Here is a 25,239-nt window from a genome sequence, read left to right as displayed (position 1 = left end):
TACAGCTCGGCTTAAGTGTTCCTGCAGTTATTTTCGCTTGTCCTTACGTCTCGTGGGCGCGAAGCTGGCGATGATCGTTGAAGGAGGACAGGGGTGGGCGAGACGAAGACCCTGCTCAGGATCGCCGCGCTGGCGCTGATGTGGGGCTCGAGTTTCTTCTGGATCAAGCTGGGGCTGGGGATGTTCTCGCCGGTGCAGCTGGTCCTGGCGCGGCTCGTGCTCGGCGCGGCCATGCTCCTGCTGCTGTGCAAGCTGCAGCGGGCCCGGCTGCCGCGCGACCGGCGGACGTGGGGGCACCTGACCGTCGCGGCGTTCTTCCACAACGCGCTGCCGTTCCTGCTCTTCGCGATCGGCGAGACGACGGTCGACTCCGGGATCACCGGCGTCCTGAACTCGACGACGCCGCTGTGGGTGCTGCTCGCGGCGCCGATGATGGGGACGTCGTCGCGGATGACCGGGACGCGCCTGGCCGGGCTGCTCGTGGGCCTCGGCGGGATCCTGCTGATCTTCGCGCCGTGGCAGGCGTCGGGCCTGCTGAGCTGGGGCGCGCTGGCCTGCCTCGCGGCGGCGGCGAGCTACGGCTTCGCGTTCGTCTACGAGGGCAAGTACCTGTCGGGGACTCCGCTGTCGCCGTACGCGCTCTCGGCCGGGCAGATGCTGATCGCGAGCGGGTTCCTGCTGCTGGCGCTGCCGGCGGGCGGGTTCACGCCGGTGCACTTCTCGGTGGGGCCGCTGCTCGCGATGCTGGTGCTCGGCATCGGTTCGACGGGCATCGCGTTCGCGCTGAACTACCAGCTGCTGGCGAGCGAGGGCGCGGTGGCGGCCTCGGTGGTCGGCTACCTGCTGCCGGTGGTCTCGGTGCTGCTGGGCGCGGTGTTCCTGGGCGAGCAGCTGAACCTGCGGGTGATCGCGGGGATGGCCGTCGTCCTCGGCGGCGTCGCGTTGACCCGGCTCCAGAAGCCGGAGCGAGGGGTCCTGGAGGAGCCCGGTGACCAAGCGGATGGGCTTGGTGACGACACCACCGGCCGCACGTCCAGGCCTCTCGCTCCTCTGGCGGACTGAGGCGGTCCGACCGCCGACTCGGACTCAGACCAGGCGGCGGTCGGAGGCCCAGCGGGACAGCTCGTAGCGGTTCGACAGCTGGGTCTTCCGCAGGACGCTCGACACGTGCGTCTCGACCGTCTTCACCGAGATGAACAGCTCCGACGCGATCTCCTTGTACGCGTACCCGCGGGCCAGCAGCCGCAGGACGTCGCGCTCGCGGGGTGTCAGCAGGTCCAGCTCGGGGTCGTTGATCGGGGCCGAACCGGGGCGGTCGGCGAAGGCGTCCAGCACGAACCCGGCCAGCCGCGGGGAGAACACCGCGTCGCCGTCCGAGACGCGGACCACCGCGCGGACCAGTTCCTTCGACGAGATCGTCTTCGTGACGTAGCCGCGGGCGCCGGCGCGGATGACCGCGATGACGTCTTCCGCCGCATCCGACACCGAGAGCGCCAGGAACACGATGTCCGGCAGCTCCGGGCGGACCCGGCGCAGCACCTCGGCGCCGCCGCCGTCGGGCATGTGGACGTCCAGCAGCACCACCTGCGGCTTCGTCCGGGCGATCCCGGCCACCGCCTCGGCGACCGAACCGGCCTCGCCGACCACGCGGACCTCGTCCGTGATCGAGTCGAGCTCGGTGCGGACGCCCGCGCGGAACAACGCGTGGTCGTCGACGAGGAAGACCTTGACCGGTTCCCGCTTGCTATCCGTCACGACTCTCCCTCACTGGCCCTGGCCCCCGAGCATAGCCGCCTCACGCCGCCCCCTTGCCCGCTTTCACCGGCATGGCGAGCTGCACTTCGGTGCCCTCGCCCGGCGCGGTCCGCAGCTTGCACGTGCCGCCGTGGCGGGTCATCCGGCCGCGGATCGAGTCGGCGAGGCCGTGGCGGTCGCCCGGGACGACGTCCGGGTCGAAGCCCTTGCCGCGGTCGCGGACGAACACCGTGACCGACGTCGGCTCGACCTCGGCGTAGACGCTGACCTCTTCGACCCCGGCGTGCTTGGCGGCGTTGACGATCGCCTCGCGCGCGGCCTGGACCAGGGCGATCAGCGCCTCGTCCAGCTCGGCGTCGCCGACCACGACCTGGCCGACGGAGATCGCGAAGGTGTCCTCGACCTCGCCGCACGCCGTCGCGAGCGCTTCGGACAGCTGTCCCGAAGTCTGGGTCTCTTCACCTTCGGCGGTCTTCTCGACGGGCTTGCCGTAGCCGTTCGGGCCGTAGAGCCAGCCGCGCAGTTCCCGTTCCTGGCTGCGGGCGAGGCGCGCGACCTCGCGCGGCTGCTCGCTCTGCTTCTGGATCAGCGCCAGCGTCTGCAGCACGGAGTCGTGCAGGTGGGCGGCGATCTCGGCGCGTTCGTCGGTGCGGATGCGGGCCTTGCGCTCGTCGGACAGGTCGCGGACCAGCCGCAGCCAGAACGGCACGGTCAGCACGGCGACGCCGATCAGCGTCGCGATCACCGCGATCAGCGCGAACTGGACCTGGTCGAGGCTGCCGCTGCGGAGCACGACGACGCCGATGCCGGTGATCACCAGCGCGACGCCGGCGACGATCCGGATGGCCGCCGACCAGCCGCCGCCCCCGAGGAAGGCGCCGGCGACGCTGTCCTTCGCGCCGGTGCGCCAGCGGCGGCGCTGCGACTCGTCGGCCTCCCGCCAGACGACGGCGGCACCGATCATGGCGACGGCGAGCGGCACGGCGACCCAGCCGCTGATGAACCCGGTGAGCGTCCCGCTGGCGACGGCGAGACCGACACCCAGCGCGATCAGCCCGAACGCCTGCTGACGCTCTTTCGACGTCGGCGTCCTCGCGGTTTCTTCGGACTGCTGCTGGACGAACACCCAGAGCAGGCCGTACGCGAGCAGGCCGGCGCCGTTGAGGGCGGCCAGCAGCGCGAACCCGGTCCGCACCCAGACAACGGGCACGCCGAGGTGATCGGCGAGACCACCGGCGACACCGGCGATCGCCCGCCCGGACCGGCGCCGGAACATCTTCGGCGAGGGCGGGACGGTGACGGCCTGCGTCACCGTCTCGGGGACGACGACCTGGTCGTGGGACTCCTGCACGCCGTCCATGGTCACACGCGCGGACGTGGGGGTGCATCGGGGAAACCCCCTGATCCGGTGGATCGACGCCCTTCCAGCCCGCGGAACGCCCGACGAGGCGAAAGCCAGTGGGGCGGCCTCGGGGGACCCTCTCCGGGGAGAATCAGGGTCCTTCCCGGATGTCTCCGGGACCGCCGTCGCGCATGCTTTGGCCTATGAGTGGTGCGAGTGAGACACGGGCACCGAAGCCGAGTCCGTTGAACGGCTTCGAGGAGACCGTCAAGGACTTCTGGGGCAGCCGGCCGCGGCGGCCGCACGGTGGGCGCAAGGTCGCCGGGGTGGCCGCGGCGATCGGGAACCGGTACGGGATCGATCCCGTCGTGGTGCGGGTCGCCCTGGTGGTCGCGACGATCTTCGGTGGCTTCGGGGTGACCTTCTACCTGCTGGGGTGGCTGTTCCTGCCCGGCGAGAGCGACGACGTCTCGGGCTTCGAAGGGCTGATCGGGCGGGGGCGCTCGTCGGTGTCGCCCGCCTTCGCCGTGGTGCTGTCGATCCTGACCGTCGTGAGCGTCGGCGGGAGCTTCAGCGGCTCGTGGTTCGACGGCGGCGGCCTCATCAGCTTCGCGCTGCTCGGCATCGCGCTCTACCTGCTGCACCGCAGCCGGGGTCACGAGAACCGGCCGGCCCCGGTCACGCCGCGGTCGCCGGCCGCGGCCTTCACCGGGAACGGAGCCTTCACCATGACCGACACCGCGACCGCCGAAGCGCAGTCGCCGTCCCAGCGGGGCTGGGACCCCCTCGCCGCCGACCCGGCCGGCTGGGACCTGCCCGACGCACCGTCCTACCGGGAACCGCCGCCGCCCGTGCCGCCCAAGGCGTTCAAGGCACCGGTGCCCCGCCACCGCTCGAAGGTGGGCTCGGCGACGTTCGGCCTGGCCGTCGTGACCGCCGGTGGCGGCGTGCTCGCGAACCTCAACGGCGTCACCTGGTTCTCCGCGCAGCACATCATCGGGCTGGTGCTCGGGGTGGTCGGGATCGGCCTGGTCACCGGCGCGTTCGTCCGCGGCGGGCGGGGCCTGATCGGGCTCGCGGTGCCGCTGGCGATCGTCGGGATGATCCTGACGACGGCGCCGTTCCAGAACTTCGACTTCCGCGGCGGCGCCGGCGACCTCAACGTGACGCCGGTCGTGGCGACCGACGTCAAGCCGCTCTACCAGCACGCGGCGGGCGACATCGACCTCGACCTGACCAAGCTGCCCGTCGGTTCGCCGATCACCACGAACGTGGTCAACGGCGCCGGCAACTCGACGATCACCGTGCCGGACACGGCGGACGTCACGTTCGACTGCCGTACCGGCGCCGGTACGGCGGAGTGCTTCAACCGGTCGACGGACGGCATCAGCCAGGACTCGCTGACCGGGACGGACTACGGCACCGACGGCGTCGGCGGCCAGAAGATCACCCTGCACGTGTCGAACACTGTGGGCGACGTGGAGGTGCGCCGTGGCTGACCAGAACCCTTACGCCTACGACAATCCCGCCGAGGCGGCGCCCGCGCGGCGCGGCGTGGACTTCTTCACCCTGATCGTCGGGGTCGCGACGCTGCTGATCTCGGCGTACGTCCTCTCGGACGGCGCGAGCTGGCTGCCGCACTTCGACTTCCGCTGGGTGATCGCGGGCGGCGCGGTGTTCGTGGGGCTGATGCTCCTGGGCGCGTCGTTCGGCGGCAAACGCCGACGCTGAGCCAAAACACACCACTCTCTCGAGGCCCCGGATCCCACGCCGGGGCCTCGAGTCCGTCTTAAGGCCTTACTCCCACTCGATCGTGCCCGGCGGCTTGGACGTGACGTCCAGGACCACCCGGTTGACCTCCGCCACCTCGTTGGTGATGCGGGTCGAGATCCGCTCCAGGACCTCGTACGGCAGGCGCGTCCAGTCCGCGGTCATCGCGTCCTCCGACGACACCGGACGCAGGACGATCGGGTGGCCGTACGTGCGGCCGTCACCCTGGACGCCGACGCTGCGGACGTCGGCCAGCAGCACCACCGGGCACTGCCAGATGCTGCGGTCCAGCCCGGCCGCCGTCAGCTCCTCGCGGGCGATCAGGTCGGCCGCGCGCAGGGTCTCGAGGCGCTCGGCGTCGACCGCGCCGATGATGCGGATGCCCAGGCCGGGGCCGGGGAACGGCTGGCGCTGGACGATCGTCTCCGGCAGGCCCAGCTCGGTGCCGACCTTGCGGACCTCGTCCTTGAACAGCAGCCGCAGCGGCTCGACCAGCTCGAACTGCAGGTCGTCGGGCAGGCCGCCGACGTTGTGGTGGCTCTTGATGTTGGCCGTGCCCTCGCCGCCGCCGGACTCGACGACGTCCGGGTAGAGCGTGCCCTGGACCAGGAAGCGGTAGTCGCCCTCGGCCTTGAGGTCGCGCTCGGCCTGCTCGAAGACGCGGATGAACTCGCGGCCGATGATCTTGCGCTTCTGCTCCGGGTCGGTGACGCCGGCGAGCGCGTCGAGGAAGCGGTCGCGGGCGTCGACGGTGACCAGGTTGACGCCGGTGGCGGCGACGAAGTCCTGCTCGACCTGGGTGCGCTCCCCCGCCCGCAGCAGGCCGTGGTCGACGAACACGCAGGTCAGCCGGTCGCCGATGGCGCGCTGCACCAGCGCGGCCGCGACGGCGGAGTCGACGCCGCCGGACAGGCCGCAGATCGCACGGCCGTCGCCGACCTGCTCGGTGATCCGCTGGACCTGCTCCTCGACGATCGACGACGTCGTCCACTGCGGCTTGATACCCGCGATGTCGTGCAGGAAGCGGCGCAGCACCTCCTGGCCGTGCGGCGAGTGCGCGACTTCGGGGTGGTACTGGACGCCGGCGAAGCGGCGCTCGACGTCTTCGAAGCCGGCCACCACGGCGCCGTCGGAGGAGGCCGTGACGACCGAGCCCTCCGGGGCCTTGGTGACGCTGTCGTTGTGGCTCATCCAGGCGGGCTGGCGCGCGGGCAGGCCGGCGTGCAGGACCCCGCCGTCGCCGGTGACGCGGACCTCGGTGCGGCCGAACTCGCGGACGCCGGTCGGCTCGACGACGCCGCCGAGCGCGCTGGCGAGCAGCTGGTGGCCGTAGCAGATGCCGAAGATCGGGACGCCCGCTTCGGTGAGCTTCGGGTCCATGCTCGGGGCGCCTTCGGCGTACACGCTCGAGGGGCCGCCGGACAGGATGATCGCCGAGGGGTTCTTCGCGAGGAGCTCTTCGACGGACGCGTTGTGCGGCACGACCTCCGAGTAGATCTGCGCCTCCCGGACGCGCCGGGCGATCAGCTGCGCGTACTGCGCCCCGAAGTCCACGACGAGAACCGGACCGGTGGGACTGGGCACCTGGGAACCTCCTGGCGACGGTGGGATTCGTCTCCATCGTCCCAGGTGGGCCGGGTCACCCGGGCCCCGCCCCCACCGTCGAACGAGGACAGCCGCTGTCCGCGAAAGGCTCTACGGTCTGCGGCATGACTGTCGATTGGACCACCCAGCTCGCCGACCAGCTCGACTTCCACTGGCAGAACTTCTTCCGCCCGAAGCTCGACGGCCTCACGGACGACGAGTACCTGTGGGAGCCGGTGCCGGGCTGCTGGACGGTGCGGCCGCGCAAGTCGGACGACGAACCCGGCTCGGGCGAGTTCACCATCGACTTCGCCCACCCCGCGCCCGAACCGCCTCCGGTCACGACGATCGCCTGGCGGCTCAGCCACATCCTGGTCGGCGTGCTGGGCATGCGGACGGCGTCCCACTTCGGCGGGCCCGCGATGGACTACGACTCCTACGTCTACCCGGGAACGGCCGCCGAGGCGCTGGCCCAGCTCGACGAGCTGTACGGCCGCTGGATCGCGGGCGTGCGCGCGCTGGACGCCGAGGGCCTCGCCCGGCCGTGCGGCCCGGCGGAGGGCCCGTACGCCGCGGAACCACTGGCCACGCTGGTCCTGCACATCAACCGCGAGACCCTCCACCACGGCGCCGAGGTCCTGCTGCTGCGCGACCTCTACCGCAACCGCTGACCGAAGATCCTTGTAACGCCGAGTCACCGCCGGTGCGACTCAACGGGTGGAAGGTGGCTCCGACCGGGACCGCCGCCGAGGGGGACCCGCGCATGCTCTACCGACTCCGCCCGTCCGGCCGGCTGACCTGGTGTGACGTGCCCGGGTACGCGGTCTGCCGCGCCGACGACCAGCCGCCGCCCGACTGGGAACGGCTGTCGTGGGTGCCCGCCGAGACGCGGGCGTTCAGCAACGACCTCCTGCGGATCGCCGTCCGGCACGGCGTGCGCTCGGGCAGCGGGATCGTCCTCGACGCCCGGCACACCGAGGACCTGGGCCGGGCCGACGAGCTGCGCTGCGACCGGATCGCCGCCGCCCACGCCCGGGCGGAGCTGCGCAGCGGCGCGGGCGGGCAGCCGGTGGGGGTGCTCGGCTCGGACACCCGGTGGGAAGCCCAGGACTGGGACCGCACCGAGGAAGCCGCGTGCAAGGCCGAGGCGGACCTCGCCGAGATCCTCGCCGTGCCCGTGCAGCCGCACCTGGTCGCGCACTGGCGGCAGCTCGGCGGTCACTACCCGGACTGAGTCGTGAGTGTTCAGGGCGGTTCTAACCGCCCTGAACACTCACGACGGGCCGCGGCAGGAGCGCGAAGCCGAGCGCCATGCCCAGCAGGCAGGGCACGCCGTGGTTGTCGTGGACGACCGTGTCGACCACGGCCAGCACCGGCAACGCCCACGCCAGCACCCGGAACTGCATCGGCAGCACCACGCCGTAGCGGCGTGACGCCACGATGACCAGCACGGCCAGCGCGCCGAGCAGGCCGGCGACGCACATCGAGTTGCCCGCGCCGACCGGGTTGAGCCAGACGTAGCTCATGAACTGCCCGAACCACCCGCAGCCGAAGTACAGCACCAGCCACCGCCACCGGCCGAAGGCGCGCTCGGCGAGCGTGCCGAACACCGCCAGCCAGAGCAGGTTCGAGACCAGGCCGAACGCCCAGGCGTCCTGGAAGAACATGCCGGTGAGCAGGCGGTACCACTCGCCGTCGTCGATGCGCGCGGCGTCGCGCACGACGTGGTCGTACAGCGGCGGGTGCACCAGCTGCGCGATCCCGCACGCCAGCGTCACCAGGAAGACCACGCCCGTCAGCACCGGCAGGCGGGGACCGGTGGCGAGGGCCCCGAACGGGTTGCGAGCTGCGGCGCGAGTGGTCATGACGGAAAATCTAGGGGCGACGACGTGGTCGCACCCCCGACGTTTGTCACGTTCCACCCGAGAAAGGCACCTGCATGCGAGCGACAGTCATCTACGGCGCCGGCGACGTGCGGGTGGAAACCGTCCCCGACCCGAAGCTGGTCGAGCCCACCGACGTCGTCCTGCGCGTCGTGCGGTCCTGCATCTGCGGCAGCGACCTCTGGCCCTACGCCGACATGAAGCCGAGCGAGCACGGCCGCCGCATCGGGCACGAGTTCCTCGGCATCGTCGAGGAAGCAGGCGCCGACGTCACGACCGTCGCGAAGGGCGACCTCGCCGTCGCCCCGTTCCTCTACTCCGACAACACCTGCGAGTTCTGCCGGGAAGGCCTCCAGACGTCCTGCCTGCACGGCGGCGGCTGGGGCTCGAAGGGCGTCGACGGCGGGCAGGGCGAGGCCGTGCGCGTGCCGCAGGCCGACGGCACCCTGGTCAAGCTCCCGCACACCGAGGATGACGCGCTGCTCTCGTCGTTCCTCACGCTGTCGGACGTCTTCTCGACCGGTCACCACGCCGCGGTGAAGGCGCGCGTGAGCGCGGGCCAGAACGTCACCGTCATCGGCGACGGCGCCGTCGGCCTCTCCGCCGTCCTCGCGGCGAAGCGGCTCGGCGCCGACCGGATCGTCCTCATGGGACGCCACCAGGCGCGCACCGACCTCGGCCGCGAGTTCGGCGCGACCGACGTCGTCGCCGAGCGCGGTGACGAAGGCGTCGAGAAGGTCCGCGAGCTGACCGGCGGCCACGGGACGCACGCCGTGCTCGAGTGCGTCGGCACCAAGGGCGCGTTCGAGATGGGCATCGGGGCCGTGCGGGCGGGTGGCGCGGTCAGCCGCGTCGGCCTGCCGCAGTACGACGAGGGCCCGATCGGCGTGGGCGTGTTCCGCCGCAACGTCACCGTCACCGGCGGGGTCGCGCCGGCGCGGCACTACATCCCCGAGCTGCTGCCGGACGTCCTCGACGGCAAGTACCAGCCCGGCAGGGTCTTCGACCGGACCATCGACGTCGAAGGCGTCCCGGACGGCTACCGGGCCATGGCCGGCCGCGAGGCGCTGAAGGTGCTCATCAAGCCGTGACCCGTCCGGGTGGGGGTGGGCGGGGTGCGACTCGGCCGGACCCCCACCCGGATTACGTTGGTACGCATGGACATGATCACCCCCGAGCCGCGCCCCGCCTGGATCGCCGGCCGCCCCGAACCGGGCGCGACCACCCTCGTCGTGCACCACCCGTACGACGGCAGTGAGGTCGCCACGGTCGCGGTTCCCGGGCCGGAGCAGGTCGAGCGCGCGGTCGTCGCCGCGGTGGCGAGCGCGAAGGAGCTGCGACGGCTGCCCGCGCACGTCCGGGCCGGCGCGCTCGAGCACGTCTCCCGGGTCCTCGCCGCCCGCGCCGACGAGATCGCCGAAGTGATCACGGCGGAGAACGGCAAGCCGCTGAAGTGGGCCGAGGCCGAGGTGAACCGCGCGGTGTCGGTGTTCCGCATCGCCGCCGAGGAGGCCCGCCGCTTCACCGGCGAGGTCCAGCGGCTCGACACGGACCCCGCAGGCGAGGCGCGGCTGGCGCTGACCCGCCGCGTCCCGCGCGGGCCGGTGCTCGGCATCGCGCCGTTCAACTTCCCGCTCAACCTGGTGGCGCACAAGGTCGCGCCGGCCCTCGCGATCGGCGCGCCGATCATCGTCAAGCCCGCGCCGCGGACGCCGCTCTCGTCGTTGATCCTCGGCGAGATCCTGGCCGAGACGGACCTGCCCGAGGGCGCGTTTTCCGTGCTGCCACTGGGAAACGAGGAAACGCAGGCGCTCGTCGCCGACCCGCGGCTGCCGGTCGTGTCGTTCACCGGCTCCGGTCCGGTCGGCTGGTCGATCCGCGACGCCGCGCCGCGCAAGCACGTCGTGCTCGAGCTCGGCGGCAACGCGGCGGCCGTCGTGCTGCGCGACTGGCCCGACCCCGAAGGCGCCGCGCACCGCATCGCCACCTTCGGCAACTACCAGGCCGGGCAGTCCTGCATCGCCGTGCAGCGCGTGATCGTGGACGCCGCGATCGCCGGCGAGTTCGTCCCCGAGCTGCTGGAAGCCGTGCAGTCGCAGCGGACCGGCGACCCGTACGACCGCAACACCGACGTCGGCCCGGTCGTCGACGAGACCGCCGCCGAGCGGATCGTCGCGTGGGTCGACGAGGCCGTCGCGGCGGGTGCGAAGCTGCTCACCGGCGGCACGCGGGACGGCGCGACCGTCGCCCCCACGCTGCTCACCGACGTCCCGCCGGACACGAAGGCGTGGGCCGAGGAGATCTTCGGCCCGGTGCTCGCGGTGTCCGTTGTGGACGGTGTGGACGAGGCCTTCCGGTCGGTCAACGACTCCGCGTACGGGCTGCAGGCCGGCGTCTTCACCACGGACGTCCAGCTGGCCTTCCACGCGTCGGCGGAGCTGGAGGTCGGCGGCGTGATCATCGGCGACGTGCCGTCCTACCGCGCCGACCAGATGCCCTACGGCGGGGTCAAGGGCTCCGGCATCGGCCGTGAGGGCGTGCTCGCCGCGATGCACGACCTCACCGAGGAGCGCGTCACGGTCTTCACCGGCATCGACCTCTGACTCAGACCTGGATGCCCTGCCCGAACCGGAAGACGTTGAAGGGGTCGTACTTCTTCGCGACGTCCTGCAGCCGGTTGACGTTGTCGCCGTAGTAGGCGGTCTTCCAGTCGGGCAGGGCCGGGTCGATGTAGTTGACGTAGCCGCCGCCCGCGCCGGCCGCGGCGAGGCCCGCGACGACGTCGGCGACGGATTGGCTCACCTTGGCCTGGTTCTTCGCCGTCGCCTGCGCGTAGACCTGCACACTGGCCAGCGCGTCGCGGTGCCAGAACGCGGTGGCGTTCTTGGCCGGTTCACCGACCTTGCCGCCGAGGCCGTCGATGAGCAGGTCGGTGCCGGCGCGGCCGGTGGCGAGTGCGACGACCTTGGCCGCGTCGACCGGGGCCGTGATGATCCGCGACGACCCGAGGAACGACTGGCGGTCCGAGCTGCCCTCGAAGTACTTCATGGCGCCGAGGTAGTCGAGGCTGCGGACGGTGCGCTGCGTCGGCTTCGCGCCGGCGTTGGTCGTCAGGTTGTTCAGCAGCGTGTTCAGCCCGGACGCGCCGCCGACGTAGCAGCCGCCGACCCGGCACTGGACCGGCGAACCGCCCGAAACGACCAGGTTCGCCCACAGCTCCGGCGGCATCGCGGGGATCCACTGCTGCCACGCGTTGAGCACGTCGGCCGCCGAACCGACCGGGAAGTGCAGCGAAAACACGGTCAGGTTCGGCGCCGGGTCGGTGTCGAAGGTGAACTCGGTGACGACGCCGAAGTTGCCGCCACCGCCGCCGCGCAGCGCCCAGAACAGGTCCGGCTCGGACGTCGCGGACGCCGTCACGAGCTTGCCGTCGGCCGTGACGACCTTGGCGGAGCTGAGGTGGTCGCAGGTCAGGCCGTACTTGCGGGCGAGCACGCCGATGCCGCCGCCGAGGGTCAGCCCGGCGATCCCGACCGTCGGGCACGACCCGGCGGGCAGCGCGCGCCCGGCCGCGCCGAGCGCCGCGTAGACGTCCTTGAGCTTCGCGCCGGCACCGATCACGGCCTTGGTGCCCTGGACTTCCACCTTGTTCATCGCGGACAGGTCGATGACCATCCCGCCCTCGGGCACGGAGTACCCGGCGTAGCTGTGCCCGCCGCTGCGCGCGGCGATGCTCACGCGGCCGGCGATGGCCTGGACGCATGCCTGCACATCCTGGGCCGTCGAGGCCTGGGCCACGGCGACGGGGTTGCGGCCGTCGAAGAGCGGGTTGAAGGCGTGCTTGGCGGTCTCGTAGTCGTCGTCGCCCGGACGGAGGAGGCCACCGGTCAGCCGGGTGCGCAGGTCGTCCCAGTTCGGCGGCCCGGTCGGCGGCCTGCTGGTCGTCGGCGAGGCCGGGGGCGCGGTGGTGGGCGCGGTCGAGCCCACGGGCACCGGGCTGCCGCCGGTCGAGCAGGCCGCCGCGACCGCGCCTACCGCCGAAACGCCCGCGATCCGGAGGAACGCCCTTCGGTCCAGGTCCATACGGGGGTAGACGTCCGGCTGTCCGGCGGGTTGTCCCGCGTCCTGCTCGCTGTCCACATCGGACTCCTCAGCCCCGGGGGAAGCACCCGGCGCGGCCAGTCTAGGTCCGCCGGAGAACATCAACACGCTGAGCCGCTCCGGCTCGATGGGTACACGCGCCCGCGCCGCGGCGCGTTCAGGACCAGGCGGGAACGCGCGGCACGGCACCGTCCAAGGCGGACCCGTCGGACCGGCCGCTCAGCCAGGCCAGCAGCGCGCCGGGCGTGCCCGTGACGGTCTCCTTCGGCGCGTCGCCCATCGTCCACTCGAAGCCGTCGGTGACCAGGCGCAACGCCGGCAGGTGGGCACCGCGCGAGGTGATCGCGTGCTGGACGACGTCCTCGGTGAGCGGGCCGAGCAGGGCCAGCACCTGGTCGAGGTCGGGCCCGATCCCCAGGTCGGCGAGGTGGATGGTCAGCTCGGACAGCCGCATCCGCGCGACGACGGCGCCGGTCACGGGCCCGCCTTGGCGGTTGCGGGCCTCGCGCGCCCACGCGTCGTCCGGCATGGCCGCGGCGTACTGCTCGAACCGCCCGGCCGACGCGACGAAGTCCGCGAGGATGTCCGGCACCGCCTGCCGCGCACCGGCCTCGATGTCCGTCTCGCGCGCCTCGGGGCTGGCGTACATCGGCGTCTCGGCACCGGTGTTCGCCCAGGTCAGCAGGTTGCGCAGGCCATCGGCGTTGCGCGCGACGTGCGCCACGACGTGCGCCCGCGTCCAGCCGGGCAACGCACTCGGCGCGCGCAGTTCGGGCTCACCGAGCCCGCCGGCCACACGGGCCCATTCGTCGTCGAGCCGCCGCACACCGTCGAGCAGCGCGTGTGCCTTCCCGGATGCCTGTTCCGATGCCGTCGTCACGGGCCCGAGTCTAGGACCGCCGAAGGGCCGCCGGGGCGTCCGCCGGGACGGCCGGGTTCTTCGGCGCGATCGGCTCCAGCCGCACGTACGGCACGTCCTGTGCGGGGCGCTCGTCCGGTTCGCCCTTGTTCGGCCAGAACGAGAACGCCCGCTCCGCCTGGGCCGTGATCGTCAGGGACGGGTTCACGCCGAGGTTGGCCGTGATCGCCGCGCCGTCGACCACCGACAGGCCCGGGTAGCCGAACACCCGGTGGTAGGGGTCGATCACGCCCTCGTCCGTCGTGGCGCCGATCGGGACACCGCCGATGAAGTGGGCCGTCAGCGGGATGTCGAAGATCTCGCCCCAGGTGCCGCCCGCGAGGCCGCCGATGCGGTCGGCCGTGCGCTCGTTGGCCTCGTGGCCCGCCGGGATGAAGCTCGGGTTCGGCTCGCCGTGGCCCTGCTTCGACGTGTACTTGCGCCGGCCGAACAGGCCGCGCTTCGTGTACGTCGTGATCGAGTTGTCGAGGCTCTGCATCACCAGCAGGATCACCGTGCGCTCGCTCCAGCGGTAGCCGTTGAGCAGCTTCGCCGTCTGGAGCGGGTGCTTGACCATGAAGCTGACGGCCTGCCGCCAGCGCGGCACCGGCGAGGCGCCGTCGGTGGCGATGGTCTGCAGCAGGCTCATCGCGTTGCTGCCCTTGCCGTAGCGGACCGGCTCGATGTGGGTGTTCTCGTCCGGGTGGATCGACGACGTGATCGCGACCCCGCGGCTGAAGTTGCGGCTCTCGTCGACGTCGGTGCGCGCGGCGCCGATGATCGCCTCGGAGTTCGTCCGGGTCAGCTCGCCCAGCCGCCGCGAGAGCGCGGGCAGCGTGCCGGTGTCCTTCATCTTGTGCAGCAGGTTCTGCGTGCCCCACGTGCCCGCGGCGAAGACGACCTTCTCGGCCGTGATGGTCGTCCGGAACCGGCGGGACGTCGTCCCGGTCTTCTTCAGGTCGACGTCGTAGCCGCCGCCCGAACGGGGCCGGACCGACGTCACCGTCGTGAGCGGGATGACCTGCGCGCCGTCCTGCTCGGCGAGGTACAGGTAGTTCTTGACCAGCGTGTTCTTCGCGCCGACGCGGCAGCCGGTCATGCAGGCGCCGCACTCGGTGCAGCCGGTGCGCGCGGGCCCGGCGCCCCCGAAGAACGGGTCCGCCGCCTTCTCCCCCGGCTTGCCGAAGTAGACGCCGACGGGGGTCGGGTGGAACGAGTCGCCGACGCCCATGTCCTTCGCGACGTCGCGCATCACGACGTCCGACGGCGTGATGGTCGGGTTCGTGACGACCCCGAGCATCCGGCTCGCCTGGTCGTAGTGCGGCGCGAGCTCGGACTCCCAGTCGGTGATGTGCGACCACTGCTGGTCGGCGTAGAACGGCTTCAGCGGCCGGTAGAGCGTGTTCGCGTAGACGAGCGACCCGCCGCCGACGCCGGCGCCCGCGAGCACCATGACGTCGTTGAGCATGTGGATGCGCTGGATCCCGTAGCAGCCGACCTGCGGCGCCCACAGGTAGCGCTTGAGGTCCCAGGACGTCTTCGCGAACTCGTCGTCGGCGAACCGGCGCCCCGCCTCGACGACGGCGACCCGGTAGCCCTTCTCGGTGAGCCGCAGCGCCGCGACGCTGCCGCCGAAACCCGACCCGACCACGACGACGTCGTAGTCGAAACCATCTGCACTGGTGGTGGTGTTACTGGCAGTCACACCTTGAGCGTAACCCCGGGTCCGCTTCCTGACCAGAGGTAAGTTACTGGCCAGTCACCCGTCTGCACGCTTCTCGGACGGTGATTGTGGGTATACAAACAGTAGCTCGATGTTCACGTCGGCGAGACCCGTTCGGCGGGACACGATTTCCGGGAGGGACCGACATGGGCCCCCAGAAGCTCACCGGTTGGCGCAAGTCGAGCCACAGTCACTTCGAAGAGAACGCCTGCGTGGAGATCGGTTCCGCGCCCGGCGTCGTCGGGGTTCGGGACACCAAGCAAGCGGCACTCGGTGCCGCCCGCCCGCTGCTCGTCTACCCCGCGGAGGCCTTCGCGGCCTTCGTGCGGCACCTCACCGGCGAACGGTGAGCCCCACCCGCTGGAACTCCTTCAAATCCGAATAACCCGTCTTCGCCATCGCGCGACGCAGGGCGCCGAAGAGGTTCACCACGCCCTCCGCGTCGGACGACGGCCCGAACAGCAGGGTCTTGAGGTCGACGGCGTAGTCCGGCCCGGCCGCCACGCGCGAGCGCGGCAGCGACGGGTGCGCGGCCGCCGCCGTCCAGTACAGGCCCTGTCCGGGCGCGTCCGACGCGGCGGCCAGTGGTGAGCCGAGCATGACGGCGTCCGCGCCGCACGCGATGGCCTTCGCGATGTCCCCCGACGTCGTCATGCCGCCGTCCGCCAGCACGTGCACGTAGCGGCCGCCGGTCTCGTCGAGGTAGTCGCGGCGGGCGGCCGCGGCGTCGATGACGGCCGTGGCCATCGGCACGCCGATGCCGAGCACGCGGTCGGTGCTCGTCACGCCCGGCGTGTAGCCGTGGCCGACGATCACGCCGGCCGCGCCGGTGCGCATCAGGTGCATCGCCGTGCGGTAGTCGCTGACGCCGCCGGCGATCACCGGCACGTCGAGGCGGCCGATGAAGTCCTTGAGGTTCAGCGGCTCGGCGTCGCGCACCACGTGCTCGGCCGAAATGATCGTGCCCTGCACGACGAGGATCTCGACGCCGGCCGCGATCAGGTCCGGGGTCAGCTCGGCGGCGTGCTGCGGGCTGACGCGCGCGGCCACCGTGACACCGGACTCGCGGACCGTCTTGATCGCCTCGGTCAGCAGGTCGAGCCGGATCGGCGCGGCGTGCAGCTCCTGCAGCACCCGGCCGACGGCGGTCGGGTCCTCGACGTCCTCGGCCGCGCGGACCAGCTGGAAGATCGCGTCCTCGACGTTCGGGTGCCGGGCCCAGAGCCCTTCGGCGTTGAGCACGCCCAGGCCGCCGAGCTCGCCGACGGCGACGGCGGTGCCGGGCGAGACGATCGCGTCCGTCGGGTGGGTGACCAGCGGCAGGTCGAAGCGGTAGGCGTCGATCTGCCACGAGGTGGACACCACCGACGACGACCGGGTCCGCCGTGAGGGCACGATCTCGACGTCGTCGAGGTCATACGCCCGCCGCGCGGTGCGGCCCATCCCGATCTCGACCAGGTCCCGCACGTGAAGCCTCCTCCGACGACGACAATCTGCCGTGCCCCATTGTCGCCAGTCCGTGTGGGTGACCCGCGCACGGGGGTTAGAACAGCAGGAACACGGGCAGTGCGCCGGCTCCCAGCCCGGCCACCGCACCCGCCATCGCCGGGATCGGGCGCTCGGCGTCGGCGCACGCGCCGAGCGCGCCGGCCAGGAACCCGAGCCCGATCAACGCCGCGAGGAAGACCCCGAGACCGCCGGAGTCGACGGTGGTCCGCCTGCCGTCGGCCTCGACGGCCTGGACCTCCCGCCCGACATCGGAGATCTCCGCCCGGAGCCACGTCCCCGCCGACTGGCCGAGGTGCCGGTCCTTGCCCCAGACCTCGAAGTGCTCACCCGACGCCGTGCGGAGGACGAGGTGGTGCTGCTGGTCCTCCCCCGCACCCGGCTCGGTGCTCACCGGCCACTGCACGGGGTCCGCCGCCTCGACCACGGCTTCTTCCCAGCCGGACGGGCCGACGGCCTGGAGGAACCAGAACACGGCGAGGGTGGACGCCGCCCCGGCGACGACCGCCCACAACGCCGGCCTGACGTCCACGGCTACACGCGGACGAACACGGCGACCGGTGACAGGATCGCGCCCAGCGCCAGGGCCAGCCAGGTCGCCATCGGTGGATAGACGTTGAGCCGGACCGCGCCGAAGTAGACCGCGCCCAGCGCGAGCAGCGACGCGACGATCAGCAGCACCGGCCGGATCACGCCCGCCCGCAGGTCGAGCACACCGCCGCCGGCCCGCAGGTAGGCGATGGTGCCGTCCGCGGTCGAGACGTCGAGCGCGACCGGCTGCCCCGGCGGCAGGTCGAGGCCGGACCCGACCGTGGTGATGCTGTAGTGCCGCCCGTCGGCCGCGTCGATGCCGATGGTGTGCCGGACGGCGCCGTCGTCGCCGCCGACCGGGAGCTCGCCCCGCTCGTGGGACGCCACGTGCCCGTCGACGCGGTAGGTGGGCGCGTCCCGGCCCGCGAGCACCTGACACATGAGACAGACGACGCCGCCGAGGAACAGCGAGACGAGCGCGACTGCCGTGAAGAACACCCTGCGGAGCAAGCGCGTGAAGCGGCCGGCCGTCATGGCGTCCAGTGCACACCAAGGTGGCCACGGAAGGCGATAGGCCAGTTACCGTAAGCACTCTGGGTAACGAAGGTTCAGCCGAAGAGGCCTATGGCCCAGGCCGAACGGGGGCATTTGCCGCCGGAAGACCCGCGATCTTGTAATCAGAGCAGGTCGCGAGCGGTGCCGTGGGGCACCGCTCGCGCCTCTCCTAGCGAGTCGTGTAGTTGGGGGCCTCGACGGTCATCGTGACGTCGTGCGGGTGGCTCTCCTTGAGCCCGGCCGCCGTGATCCGGACCAGCTGCGCCTCCTGCAGCTGCGGGATCGTCTCGGCGCCCGCGTAGCCCATGCCCGCGCGCAGGCCGCCGACCAGCTGGTGCACCACGTTGGCGAGCGGGCCGCGGAACGGGATCCGGCCCTCGATGCCCTCCGGGACCAGCTTGTCCTCGTTGAGCACGTCGTCCTGGGCGTAGCGGTCCTTGGAGTAGGACTTGCCCTCGCCGCGCGACTGCATGGCCCCCAGCGAGCCCATGCCGCGGTAGACCTTGAACTGCTTGCCGTTGACCAGGATCAGGTCGCCGGGCGCCTCGGCCGTGCCGGCCAGCAGGCTGCCCAGCATCACGGTGGACGCGCCGGCCGCGATGGCCTTCGCGATGTCGCCGGAGTACTGGATGCCGCCGTCGCCGATCACCGGGATGCCCGCCGGGCGGGCGGCCTGGTCGGCCTCGTAGATCGCCGAGATCTGCGGGACGCCGACGCCGGCGACGATCCGGGTGGTGCAGATCGAGCCCGGGCCGACGCCGACCTTGATGCCGTCCGCGCCCGCGTCGACCAGGGCCTGCGCGCCCGCGCGGGTCGCGACGTTGCCGCCGACGATGTCGACGGCGTCGCCCAGCTCCTTCTTCAGCAGCGAGACGGTGTCGACGACCGCGCGGGAGTGCCCGTGCGCGGTGTCGACCATCAGGACGTCGACGCCCGCGTCGGCCAGGGCCATCGCGCGCTTGTGACCGTCCGCGCCGACGCCGACCGCGGCGCCGACGATGAGCCGGCCGTCCGGGTCCTTCGTCGCCTTCGGGTACTGCTCGGTCTTCACGAAGTCCTTGACCGTGATCAGGCCGCGCAGCTTGCCCGCGCCGTCGACGATCGGGAGCTTCTCGATCTTGTGCCGGCGCAGCAGGCCGAGCGCGGCGTCCGCGGACACCCCGACCTGCGCGGTGATCAGCGGGGCCTTGGTCATGACCTCGGACACCGGGCGGCTGTGGTCGACCTCGAACCGCATGTCGCGGTTGGTGATGATGCCCACGAGGGTGCCGGCGGCGTCGGCGACCGGCACGCCGGAGATGCGGAACTTCGCGCACAGGGCGTCGACCTCGGCCAACGTGGCGTCGGGCGCGCAGGTGACCGGGTCGGTGACCATGCCGGCTTCGGACCGCTTGACCACCTCGACGGCGGCGGCCTGCTCGTCGATCGGGAGGTTGCGCTGGAGCACGCCGATGCCGCCCTGGCGGGCCATGGCGATCGCCATCCGCGCCTCGGTGACGGTGTCCATGGCGGCGGAGACCAGCGGCACGCCGAGCGTGATGTTCCGGGTCAGCCGGGTGCCGGTGTCGACCATGCTGGGGACGACGTCCGATTCCGCCGGCAGCAGCAGCACGTCATCGAAGGTCAGGCCGAGCATGGCGAACTTGGCCGGAACGGGGGCGGTGATGCCGTCGCTGGTCATAGCGGGTGAAGGGCCTTCCTGGCGCGGGGTGAGCGGCGTCGCTGTGGCGACTCGGAGCCTTCCCCTCATGATATCCGGGTCCGGCCCCCGCCCCGGGTGGTGGGCGAGCCGCGAGGACCGACCGGTAGCGTGCAGGCCGTGGCGCATGACGTTCTGCCTCCGGACCCGTTCGCGGACGACCCGGACGACCCGGCCCGCGCGTTCCTCGACAACGAGGAGCGGCTGGACGAGCCGATCAGCGACCAGGAACGCACCGAGCTGCTGGCCGATCTCTCGGATCTGGCCGTCTACCAGGCGCTTCTCGAGCCTCGCGGGGTCCGCGGGATCGTCGTGGACTGCGGCGAGTGCGACGAACCGCACTACCACGACTGGCACCTGCTGCGGGCCAGCCTGGAGCAGCTGCTGGCCGACGGGCGGATGCGCCCGCACGAGCCGGCCTACGACCCGAACCCCGGCGACTACGTCAGCTGGGACTACTGCCGCGGCTTCGCGGACGGCGTCACGGCGAACGAAAGCGCGTACTGAGCGCCCCTGACCGAACGAAGAAGCCCCGGTGAGTTTCCTCACCGGGGCTTCTTCGGTATGTCGACGTCTACGGCGTATCGGTGACGCCCTGCTGGCCGGCACCGCCGACCGTCTCGCTGCGGGGTGACGTGCCCGGGTCGTTGCCGCTCGCGGCCGTGGTGGTCGGCGTGGTCGGCGGCGGGGGCGTCGTTTCGGTGGTCGGCGGCGGGGGCGTCACGGTCGGCGTCCCGGTGCCCGGCAGGCTGGTCGTGCCGCCGCTGCTGCCCGGGATCGACGTCGCCGAGCCGGCCGGCGGCACCTGCGTCGCCGAGACACCACCGGGCGGAATCTGCGTCGACGTGGGCTGCTGGGTCGGGCCCTGCACCGGCGCGTCCGGGTTCTGGAGCTGGGCGGCGAGCTGCCGGTGCTGCTCCATCAGCTGGCCCTTGTTGTCCTCGTCGCTGACCTGCGAGAGCGCGGTCTGGGCGTCTTGGAGGGCCTGGCGGGCGGCGACGAGGTCGCCGCCGGCGATGGCGAGGTTCGCCTTCTCGAGGTCGAGCTTCGCGTTCGCGGCCGCCTCGACCGAGTGGGTGTGATCGGAGTACAGGACCTTCGCGAGGCCCCAAAGCGTGTCGCCGGGCTCCGCGGAACGCGCGGCCAGCCCGGTTCCGGTGAACGCGATCGCCAGCACAGCGGCGGCGACGGCGACCGGGACGAGCAGCCTGCGGCGGCGTCCGCTCGAGGCGTGCCGCTGCGCGAGAGCGGCGGTGGTGACGGTGCGTACCGCGGTGTCGACGTCGACCAGTTCGGCCAGTGGCTCACTGTCGATGTCTCTTCGCCACGCCACCAGCAACGCGTTGAGCTCCTGGTCGCCGAGGCCGTCGGCCAGAGCCGGGTCGGATCCGCCGAGCGCGTCGAGCAGGGCGTCGTCCGCCTGCACCGCCGTCAGATCGGCGGCGAACTCCGCCTCCGAACCCGACAGGCCGCCGGCCCAGACGTCATCCGGCTCGAAACCCTTTTCGTGACCGGTCACTCAGAGCACCTCCTCCGCGGCCAGGACCTTTCTCAGCCGCGCGAGCGCGCGGTGCTGAGCGACGCGGACGGCTCCGGGGGTGGACCCCACGGCGTCCGCGGTCTCCTCCGCCGACAGGCCGACGACCACGCGCAGCACCACGATCTCCCGCTGCTTGTCCGGCAGCACCTGCAACAACTGGGACATCCGCTCGTTCAGCTCACCCTGCAACGCCCGCTGCTCGGGACCGACGCCACCCTCGACCTCGTCGGGGATCTCGGCGACCGGTTCGGCGCGGTTGCGAGCCGCCGCGCGGTGCGCGTCGGCCACCTTGTGCTGGGCGATCCCGTAGACGAAGGCCAGGAAAGGGCGCCCTTGGTCACGGTACGAAGGCAATGCCGTTAGCACCGCGAGACACACCTCCTGCGCAACGTCGTCCGCCGAAGCGAACGATCGCTCCTGCCTGCCAACCCGAGCGCGGCAATACCGCACTACCAGTGGACGGATAGCAGCCAGCAGCCGCTCCACTGCCTGGGGATCTCCCTCGACAGCAGCGGCGACCGGTTCATCCAGTCCATCCCCCACATTGGCCATCGCAGACAACAGTCCCAGTGTTACGTGTAGGCGTGCAAAGAGTCCGGCTCGTGGCTGCCCGCGCCGCGGACCGGTGACCGTTACCGTACCTGCGGCCGGCTCGGACCGGCGCGCGCGGTGCTCCCCGGCGCGCCGCGCCTGCCGGCGCCGCGAAAATACGGATTAGCCTCTGAAGCCCACGATCGATGTCGTCGAATCAACGAGCGACCGGGGCCACAGGTACGAGTTCCCGTCCGGAGGGCGGGAACCGGGGCGGGAGACCGCCCCGAGGGCTGCCCCGAAGGGCGCCGGAGTGTGATGGGGACCACACAGGTACGGGCCAGGACGATACGTCGCCCTGGCCCGCTGTCACCTGTATTCCGGCCGTGTCAGGATCGAGGAGAGTTCCGCGGAACGGTCAGCTGACCAGGCCGCGGCGGAAGCCGTGAGCCACGGCCTGCGCGCGGTCGCGCACGCCGAGCTTGCGGAACAGCCGCCGGGCGTGGGTCTTGACCGTGTCCTCGGACAGGTACAGCTCGCGGCCGATCTGGCCGTTGCTCTTGCCCTGGCTCATCCCGCGGAGCACCTGAAGCTCGCGCTCGGTCAGCTGGACGCCCGGGTCGGACGGCTGACGGGGCGCGGGCACCGAGGTGCTCGCGAGGGTGTGGGCCAGTGCGGCGACCAGCTCCGGCCGGGACGCGTCCCAGCGGAGGTAGCCGCGGGCACCACCGGCGATGGCGGCAGCGATGCTGCCGGCGTCGTCGGGGGCGCCGAACACGATGACGTTCGCCTGGGGGTTCGCGGAGACGAGCCGCCGGGTGGCTTCGACACCTGTCGGGACCGCGCGTTGCGTCCCGACCAGCACGACGTCGACGGGCTGACGGGAGTACCGGGCCAGCAGCTCGTCACCGTGCGCTACGCAGTCGATGCGACTGACCCCAGGGACCGCGGACATCACTCGGGTGAGCCCTTCACGGACACTGCGTCGGTCGTCGCAGATCAAGACCGTCGTCACGGGGTTTCCTTCCTGCAGCCGGGTGACATTCCACTTCCCCTATCGGACGCTTTAGCCCGAACCTTGACACGATCCGGTGGCTTTTTTTGAAACTTCTTAGCCCGGATGCCGGAACACCCCATTCCGACGGCTCAACCACCCGGGGCGGGGACCCATGGCGATTCCCCCGCGATCCTCCTCCCGCAAGGATCTGCGCTTCGTAACACTGCGTGCAACACCTCGGCGACTCTGAATCGATACTCCTCGGCGTGTCCTGGGCGCAGGTCGGCCGCGACGAGGGCGGCGGGCCACAAAAGTGAAAGCAATTCGCATTCTTCGGCCGCCGCCATTGCCTTTCCGACGAGAGCGTCCGAAATGTTCCGGTGATCGGGTGCTCCGGCCGCCCGCAGGGCCACGGCCAGCACAATGCCGGATTTGGTCGCGTGGCGGCGGGCACCACGGGCGACGGCGGTTTCGAACGCGCGCTCGGCGGGCGCCACGGCGGCGGCGCCCTGACCTGCGGCGAGCTCGATCTCGGCGCCGACCCAGCCACCTCGGACCTCGGCCCGCCACCCGGCGTCCTGCGCCGCGGCCCGCGCGGCCAGCCGCCGCGCGGCGCTCAGCCGGCCCAGGGCGAGGTTGTCGGCGGCCAGCCCCAGCAGCGCGTCGGCCCGGGCACCGGCGGGGTCGAGGCCGTCCGGGTCGGGGTGGCCGCGCAGGGTCGCCGCGCGCGCGAAGGCCTCGCCGTCGAGCGCGCGGGCCCGTGCGTGGCCACCCAGCTGCCGCCGGTGCGCCGCGAGGGTGCTGGCGGCCAGGGAGCCGAGCAAGGGGTCGCCCGCGGCACGCAAGGGGTCCAGGAGCGCCGCGGCGGCCGCGTACCGCCCCTGGGCCCCCAGGACGACGGCGGCGAGCAGGCGGGCGCGTGGCGGCCCGGTACCGCGCAGGACGGCGGGGTCGGGCCGCGGGTCGCTGCCGAAGGCCGCGGCGCGGAGGGCGGGTTCGTGCACCCGTCCTTTCTAGCGCCTGCCACCGACAAGAACGTGATCGAAGCGGGCGCGGAGGTCGTGAGGGGCACCTTCAGGGACCTGAGCGCCCTGAAGGTGCCCTTCACGGCGTTCCCTCGGGCCGGCTAGTGGTGGACCCCGACCAGGACGTGCTCGATGCGGTCCGCCGCGCCCTGCAGGTCCGGGAGGTGCTCCACCTTGTCCGGCAGCCCGGACGGGTCCCAGCCCGGGCCGCAGGCGAACAGCCGGCTCCGCTGGCGCCCGCGCGAGACCCGGGCGAACAGGCGGGTGTCCGCCATCCCGTGGCGGTGGGCCCACAGCACCACCGCCGCCGGCGCGCTGCGGCGGACCGCCACCGCCAGGACGTCCGCGGGCAGCGGGACCCCGAACAGCTGGGCGCCGATCCGCCGGCCGGCCAGTGACGCCGCGAGCGCGTACATCGGCATCGTGTCGCGCTCCTCCGGGACGCAGCCGAGCAGCACCGGGCGGGTGTTGCGCGGCTCGTCGAGCACCGGGGTGGCGCGGATCAGGGCGGCGTACACGCACTCGGCGAGCAGGTACTCGACCTCGGCGCCCGCGCTGGCCCCGCGCCAGCGGGCCCGCAGCGCCGACAGGACCGGTTCGAGGACGCCCGTCCAGGCGGGCAGCACCCCCAGCTCGGCGACGGTGTCGGCGAGCATGCGCTGCACGGCGTGGACGTCCATGGCGAGCGCGGCGGTGCTCAGCCGGCGCGCGAGGCGGGAGCGGACCTCGTGACCGTCGTCGGCGGTGCCGGGGTCGGGAGGCTCCTCGGGCTCCTCCGGCTGCGGTGAGCCGGAGCGCGGGATCTGCTCGAGGGCGTAGCGCGCGGCCTCCGCCGTCGACGCGCCGCTGAGGAGGGCCCGCTGCATCAGTTCGAGCCGGCCGATGTCGGAGGTGCCGTAGCGGCGGTGACGGCCGTCGGTGTGGCGGCTGGGACCCAGGCCGTAGCGCCGGTCCCAGGTTCGGAGGGTGGACGGCGCGACCCCGAGCCGGCGGGCGACCGAGGCCACCGGCAGGGTGGGTTCTTCGGTACCCGACCCAGCTCCCACGAGCCTCAATATCCAGGCACTCACCGAGGTCGGCAACCGGAGGCAGACCCCCCGCTCACACATCCGGGGGATGCCTAACGGCTGAATCGAACCGAATCGCTTGAACAACTATTGGCGCGCTTCTAACGTTACGGCCGTTGCACCGAATGGAGTATCGGCACCACAGCAGAGCAGCTAGCGGCATCGACCGAATGACGGAGGCGGTCAGGATGGCAGACACGCGCAGGCTCCCAGGACCCAACGCCGACATGTGGGACTGGCAGCTGGAAGGGTCGTGCCGGGGGATGGACAGCGCGTCCTTCTTTCACCCGGACGGCGAGCGCGGCCCGGCGCGGGCACGGCGGGAGGCCAGGGCGAAAGCCGTGTGCCTGAGCTGTCCCGTTTTGGAGATGTGCCGCAGCCACGCGCTGGCGGTGCACGAGCCCTACGGCATCTGGGGCGGGCTCTCGGAGTCCGAACGCGAACACTTGATCAAGGCCGACAAGCGAACGCTCAGCATGTCGGGCGGCTGAAGGCCCACGAACATCGGAGGGCGGCGCCGGGTGGGGTGGCCGCCCTCCGTGGTTTCCGGGTGAGTTCTGCCCGGGACGGAACCGGGGCGGCATCCCTCACGGGGTGCCGCCCCGTTTTCGCGCGCGCCGAGCGCATCAGTCGGCCGCGCACGCGCCGAGCGGGTACGCCCACGCATCCGGCGCTCGACCGAAGAACGGCCTCCACCTGCGCGTACACGAGAAAGGGCGGCACCCCTTGCGG

At 72.1% G+C, this 25,239-nt stretch carries 26 protein-coding genes; 10 read left to right on the top strand and 16 right to left on the bottom strand.

Annotation, left to right across the window (positions count from 1 at the left end):
• Nucleotides 1-93: 93 nt before the first annotated feature.
• Entirely contained in the window at nt 94-1,062 is a 969-nt protein-coding gene (locus OHS58_RS41405; RefSeq protein WP_247060669.1) for a DMT family transporter, read from the top strand.
• A 24-nt stretch (nt 1,063-1,086) separates the two neighbouring features.
• On the opposite strand, the gene OHS58_RS41400 is transcribed toward OHS58_RS41405, so the two are convergent.
• Nucleotides 1,087-1,755, bottom strand: a complete 669-nt coding sequence (locus OHS58_RS41400; protein WP_247060668.1) for a response regulator — start codon at nt 1,753-1,755, stop codon at nt 1,087-1,089.
• Between the two features lie 40 nt (nt 1,756-1,795).
• Nucleotides 1,796-3,121 carry an ATP-binding protein gene (locus OHS58_RS41395; protein WP_247060666.1) on the bottom strand — a complete coding sequence of 442 codons (1,326 nt, stop codon included), beginning with the start codon at nt 3,119-3,121 and terminating at the stop codon, nt 1,796-1,798.
• Between the two features lie 179 nt (nt 3,122-3,300).
• Between OHS58_RS41395 and OHS58_RS41390 the strand changes: the two genes are divergently transcribed.
• Together OHS58_RS41390 and OHS58_RS41385 are read left to right on the top strand one after the other, a co-directional pair.
• Complete coding sequence (locus OHS58_RS41390) at nt 3,301-4,596, top strand: PspC domain-containing protein (RefSeq protein ID WP_326956028.1); 1,296 nt, start codon at nt 3,301-3,303, stop codon at nt 4,594-4,596.
• The gene (locus OHS58_RS41385) at nt 4,589-4,828 is read left to right on the top strand and encodes a hypothetical protein (RefSeq protein ID WP_326946076.1); all 240 of its coding nucleotides are present in this window, start codon (nt 4,589-4,591) and stop codon (nt 4,826-4,828) included. Before OHS58_RS41390 ends, OHS58_RS41385 begins: the two co-directional genes overlap by 8 nt.
• Nucleotides 4,829-4,894: 66 nt before the next feature.
• Here OHS58_RS41385 and guaA read toward each other — a convergent pair whose 3' ends face one another.
• Nucleotides 4,895-6,451, bottom strand: coding sequence for a glutamine-hydrolyzing GMP synthase (gene guaA, locus OHS58_RS41380; protein ID WP_326946075.1), 1,557 nt, complete (start codon nt 6,449-6,451; stop codon nt 4,895-4,897).
• A 125-nt stretch (nt 6,452-6,576) separates the two neighbouring features.
• Here guaA and OHS58_RS41375 point away from each other — a divergent pair, with 125 nt between their 5' ends.
• A complete protein-coding gene (locus OHS58_RS41375; protein WP_328645935.1) occupies nt 6,577-7,122 on the top strand; it encodes a DinB family protein in 546 nt (181 codons plus the stop codon).
• 92 nt (nt 7,123-7,214) lie between these two features.
• Nucleotides 7,215-7,685, top strand: coding sequence for a hypothetical protein (locus OHS58_RS41370; protein WP_328645934.1), 471 nt, complete (start codon nt 7,215-7,217; stop codon nt 7,683-7,685).
• A gap of 22 nt (nt 7,686-7,707) precedes the next feature.
• On the opposite strand, the gene OHS58_RS41365 is transcribed toward OHS58_RS41370, so the two are convergent.
• Nucleotides 7,708-8,316: a rhomboid family intramembrane serine protease gene (locus tag OHS58_RS41365; protein ID WP_328645933.1), complete on the bottom strand. Its 609-nt coding sequence runs from the start codon at nt 8,314-8,316 to the stop codon at nt 7,708-7,710.
• 74 nt (nt 8,317-8,390) lie between these two features.
• Between OHS58_RS41365 and OHS58_RS41360 the strand changes: the two genes are divergently transcribed.
• Nucleotides 8,391-9,425 (top strand): zinc-dependent alcohol dehydrogenase family protein, encoded by a 1,035-nt coding sequence (locus OHS58_RS41360; protein ID WP_328645932.1) that lies wholly within the window; start codon nt 8,391-8,393, stop codon nt 9,423-9,425.
• Nucleotides 9,426-9,491: 66 nt separating this feature from the next.
• Nucleotides 9,492-10,937, top strand: coding sequence for an aldehyde dehydrogenase family protein (locus OHS58_RS41355; RefSeq protein ID WP_328645931.1), 1,446 nt, complete (start codon nt 9,492-9,494; stop codon nt 10,935-10,937).
• Nucleotide 10,938: 1 nt separating this feature from the next.
• On the opposite strand, the gene OHS58_RS41350 is transcribed toward OHS58_RS41355, so the two are convergent.
• The 3 genes from OHS58_RS41350 to OHS58_RS41340 all read right to left on the bottom strand — a co-directional run bounded on the left by OHS58_RS41350 (nt 10,939) and on the right by OHS58_RS41340 (nt 15,038).
• Nucleotides 10,939-12,474, bottom strand: a complete 1,536-nt coding sequence (locus OHS58_RS41350; protein ID WP_442792254.1) for an FAD-dependent oxidoreductase — start codon at nt 12,472-12,474, stop codon at nt 10,939-10,941.
• A gap of 118 nt (nt 12,475-12,592) precedes the next feature.
• Complete coding sequence (locus OHS58_RS41345; RefSeq protein WP_326946069.1) at nt 12,593-13,315, bottom strand: maleylpyruvate isomerase N-terminal domain-containing protein; 723 nt, start codon at nt 13,313-13,315, stop codon at nt 12,593-12,595.
• Between the two features lie 10 nt (nt 13,316-13,325).
• Complete coding sequence (locus OHS58_RS41340; protein ID WP_328645930.1) at nt 13,326-15,038, bottom strand: GMC family oxidoreductase; 1,713 nt, start codon at nt 15,036-15,038, stop codon at nt 13,326-13,328.
• Nucleotides 15,039-15,202: 164 nt separating this feature from the next.
• On the opposite strand from OHS58_RS41340, the gene OHS58_RS41335 reads away from it, so the two are divergent.
• Nucleotides 15,203-15,406: a DUF397 domain-containing protein gene (locus OHS58_RS41335; protein ID WP_328645929.1), complete on the top strand. Its 204-nt coding sequence runs from the start codon at nt 15,203-15,205 to the stop codon at nt 15,404-15,406.
• Here the strand turns inward: OHS58_RS41335 and OHS58_RS41330 are convergent.
• The 4 genes from OHS58_RS41330 to guaB form a co-directional block, all read right to left on the bottom strand.
• On the bottom strand, nt 15,390-16,523 hold the full coding sequence (locus OHS58_RS41330) for a GuaB3 family IMP dehydrogenase-related protein (protein ID WP_247060642.1): 1,134 nt from the start codon (nt 16,521-16,523) through the stop codon (nt 15,390-15,392). The genes OHS58_RS41335 and OHS58_RS41330 overlap by 17 nt on opposite strands.
• A gap of 76 nt (nt 16,524-16,599) precedes the next feature.
• Nucleotides 16,600-17,094: a hypothetical protein gene (locus OHS58_RS41325; protein ID WP_328645928.1), complete on the bottom strand. Its 495-nt coding sequence runs from the start codon at nt 17,092-17,094 to the stop codon at nt 16,600-16,602.
• A gap of 2 nt (nt 17,095-17,096) precedes the next feature.
• Nucleotides 17,097-17,591, bottom strand: coding sequence for a hypothetical protein (locus tag OHS58_RS41320; protein ID WP_326946065.1), 495 nt, complete (start codon nt 17,589-17,591; stop codon nt 17,097-17,099).
• A 226-nt stretch (nt 17,592-17,817) separates the two neighbouring features.
• Entirely contained in the window at nt 17,818-19,329 is a 1,512-nt protein-coding gene (guaB, locus tag OHS58_RS41315; protein WP_326946064.1) for an IMP dehydrogenase, read from the bottom strand.
• A gap of 129 nt (nt 19,330-19,458) precedes the next feature.
• Between guaB and OHS58_RS41310 the strand changes: the two genes are divergently transcribed.
• Nucleotides 19,459-19,854 carry a DUF5319 domain-containing protein gene (locus OHS58_RS41310; protein ID WP_247060636.1) on the top strand — a complete coding sequence of 132 codons (396 nt, stop codon included), beginning with the start codon at nt 19,459-19,461 and terminating at the stop codon, nt 19,852-19,854.
• A gap of 67 nt (nt 19,855-19,921) precedes the next feature.
• Here OHS58_RS41310 and OHS58_RS41305 read toward each other — a convergent pair whose 3' ends face one another.
• From OHS58_RS41305 to OHS58_RS41285, 5 genes are all read right to left on the bottom strand, one after another.
• Nucleotides 19,922-20,866 carry an anti-sigma-D factor RsdA gene (locus OHS58_RS41305; RefSeq protein ID WP_326946063.1) on the bottom strand — a complete coding sequence of 315 codons (945 nt, stop codon included), beginning with the start codon at nt 20,864-20,866 and terminating at the stop codon, nt 19,922-19,924.
• Nucleotides 20,867-21,439, bottom strand: coding sequence for a sigma-70 family RNA polymerase sigma factor (locus OHS58_RS41300; RefSeq protein ID WP_247063912.1), 573 nt, complete (start codon nt 21,437-21,439; stop codon nt 20,867-20,869).
• Nucleotides 21,440-21,836: 397 nt separating this feature from the next.
• The gene (locus OHS58_RS41295; protein WP_003073605.1) at nt 21,837-22,433 is read right to left on the bottom strand and encodes a response regulator transcription factor; all 597 of its coding nucleotides are present in this window, start codon (nt 22,431-22,433) and stop codon (nt 21,837-21,839) included.
• A 131-nt stretch (nt 22,434-22,564) separates the two neighbouring features.
• Nucleotides 22,565-23,419, bottom strand: coding sequence for a hypothetical protein (locus tag OHS58_RS41290; protein ID WP_328645927.1), 855 nt, complete (start codon nt 23,417-23,419; stop codon nt 22,565-22,567).
• Between the two features lie 122 nt (nt 23,420-23,541).
• Nucleotides 23,542-24,486 (bottom strand): MerR family transcriptional regulator, encoded by a 945-nt coding sequence (locus tag OHS58_RS41285; protein ID WP_326946061.1) that lies wholly within the window; start codon nt 24,484-24,486, stop codon nt 23,542-23,544.
• A gap of 191 nt (nt 24,487-24,677) precedes the next feature.
• Here OHS58_RS41285 and OHS58_RS41280 point away from each other — a divergent pair, with 191 nt between their 5' ends.
• Nucleotides 24,678-24,998: a WhiB family transcriptional regulator gene (locus tag OHS58_RS41280; RefSeq protein WP_305879369.1), complete on the top strand. Its 321-nt coding sequence runs from the start codon at nt 24,678-24,680 to the stop codon at nt 24,996-24,998.
• The last annotated feature ends 241 nt before the right edge of the window (nt 24,999-25,239 follow it).

It is taken from the genome of Amycolatopsis sp. NBC_00348 (assembly GCF_036114655.1).
GTDB lineage: Bacteria > Actinomycetota > Actinomycetes > Mycobacteriales > Pseudonocardiaceae > Amycolatopsis.
Note: the sequence above shows the minus strand (reverse complement) of the source record. Positions and strands in the feature narration are given on the sequence as shown.

Bases quoted from the DNA above. Each gene is read 5' to 3' on its own strand.
- OHS58_RS41370 (WP_328645934.1), top strand. From the start codon at position 7,215: ATGCTCTACCGACTCCGCCCGTCCGGCCGGCTGACCTGGTGTGACGTG.
- OHS58_RS41360 (WP_328645932.1), top strand. From the start codon at position 8,391: ATGCGAGCGACAGTCATCTACGGCGCCGGCGACGTGCGGGTGGAAACC.
- OHS58_RS41335 (WP_328645929.1), top strand. From the start codon at position 15,203: ATGGGCCCCCAGAAGCTCACCGGTTGGCGCAAGTCGAGCCACAGTCAC.
- OHS58_RS41390 (WP_326956028.1), top strand. From the start codon at position 3,301: ATGAGTGGTGCGAGTGAGACACGGGCACCGAAGCCGAGTCCGTTGAAC.
- guaB (WP_326946064.1), bottom strand. From the start codon at position 19,329: ATGACCAGCGACGGCATCACCGCCCCCGTTCCGGCCAAGTTCGCCATG.
- OHS58_RS41280 (WP_305879369.1), top strand. From the start codon at position 24,678: ATGACGGAGGCGGTCAGGATGGCAGACACGCGCAGGCTCCCAGGACCC.
- OHS58_RS41375 (WP_328645935.1), top strand. From the start codon at position 6,577: ATGACTGTCGATTGGACCACCCAGCTCGCCGACCAGCTCGACTTCCAC.
- OHS58_RS41365 (WP_328645933.1), bottom strand. From the start codon at position 8,316: ATGACCACTCGCGCCGCAGCTCGCAACCCGTTCGGGGCCCTCGCCACC.
- OHS58_RS41300 (WP_247063912.1), bottom strand. From the start codon at position 21,439: ATGGCCAATGTGGGGGATGGACTGGATGAACCGGTCGCCGCTGCTGTC.
- OHS58_RS41355 (WP_328645931.1), top strand. From the start codon at position 9,492: ATGGACATGATCACCCCCGAGCCGCGCCCCGCCTGGATCGCCGGCCGC.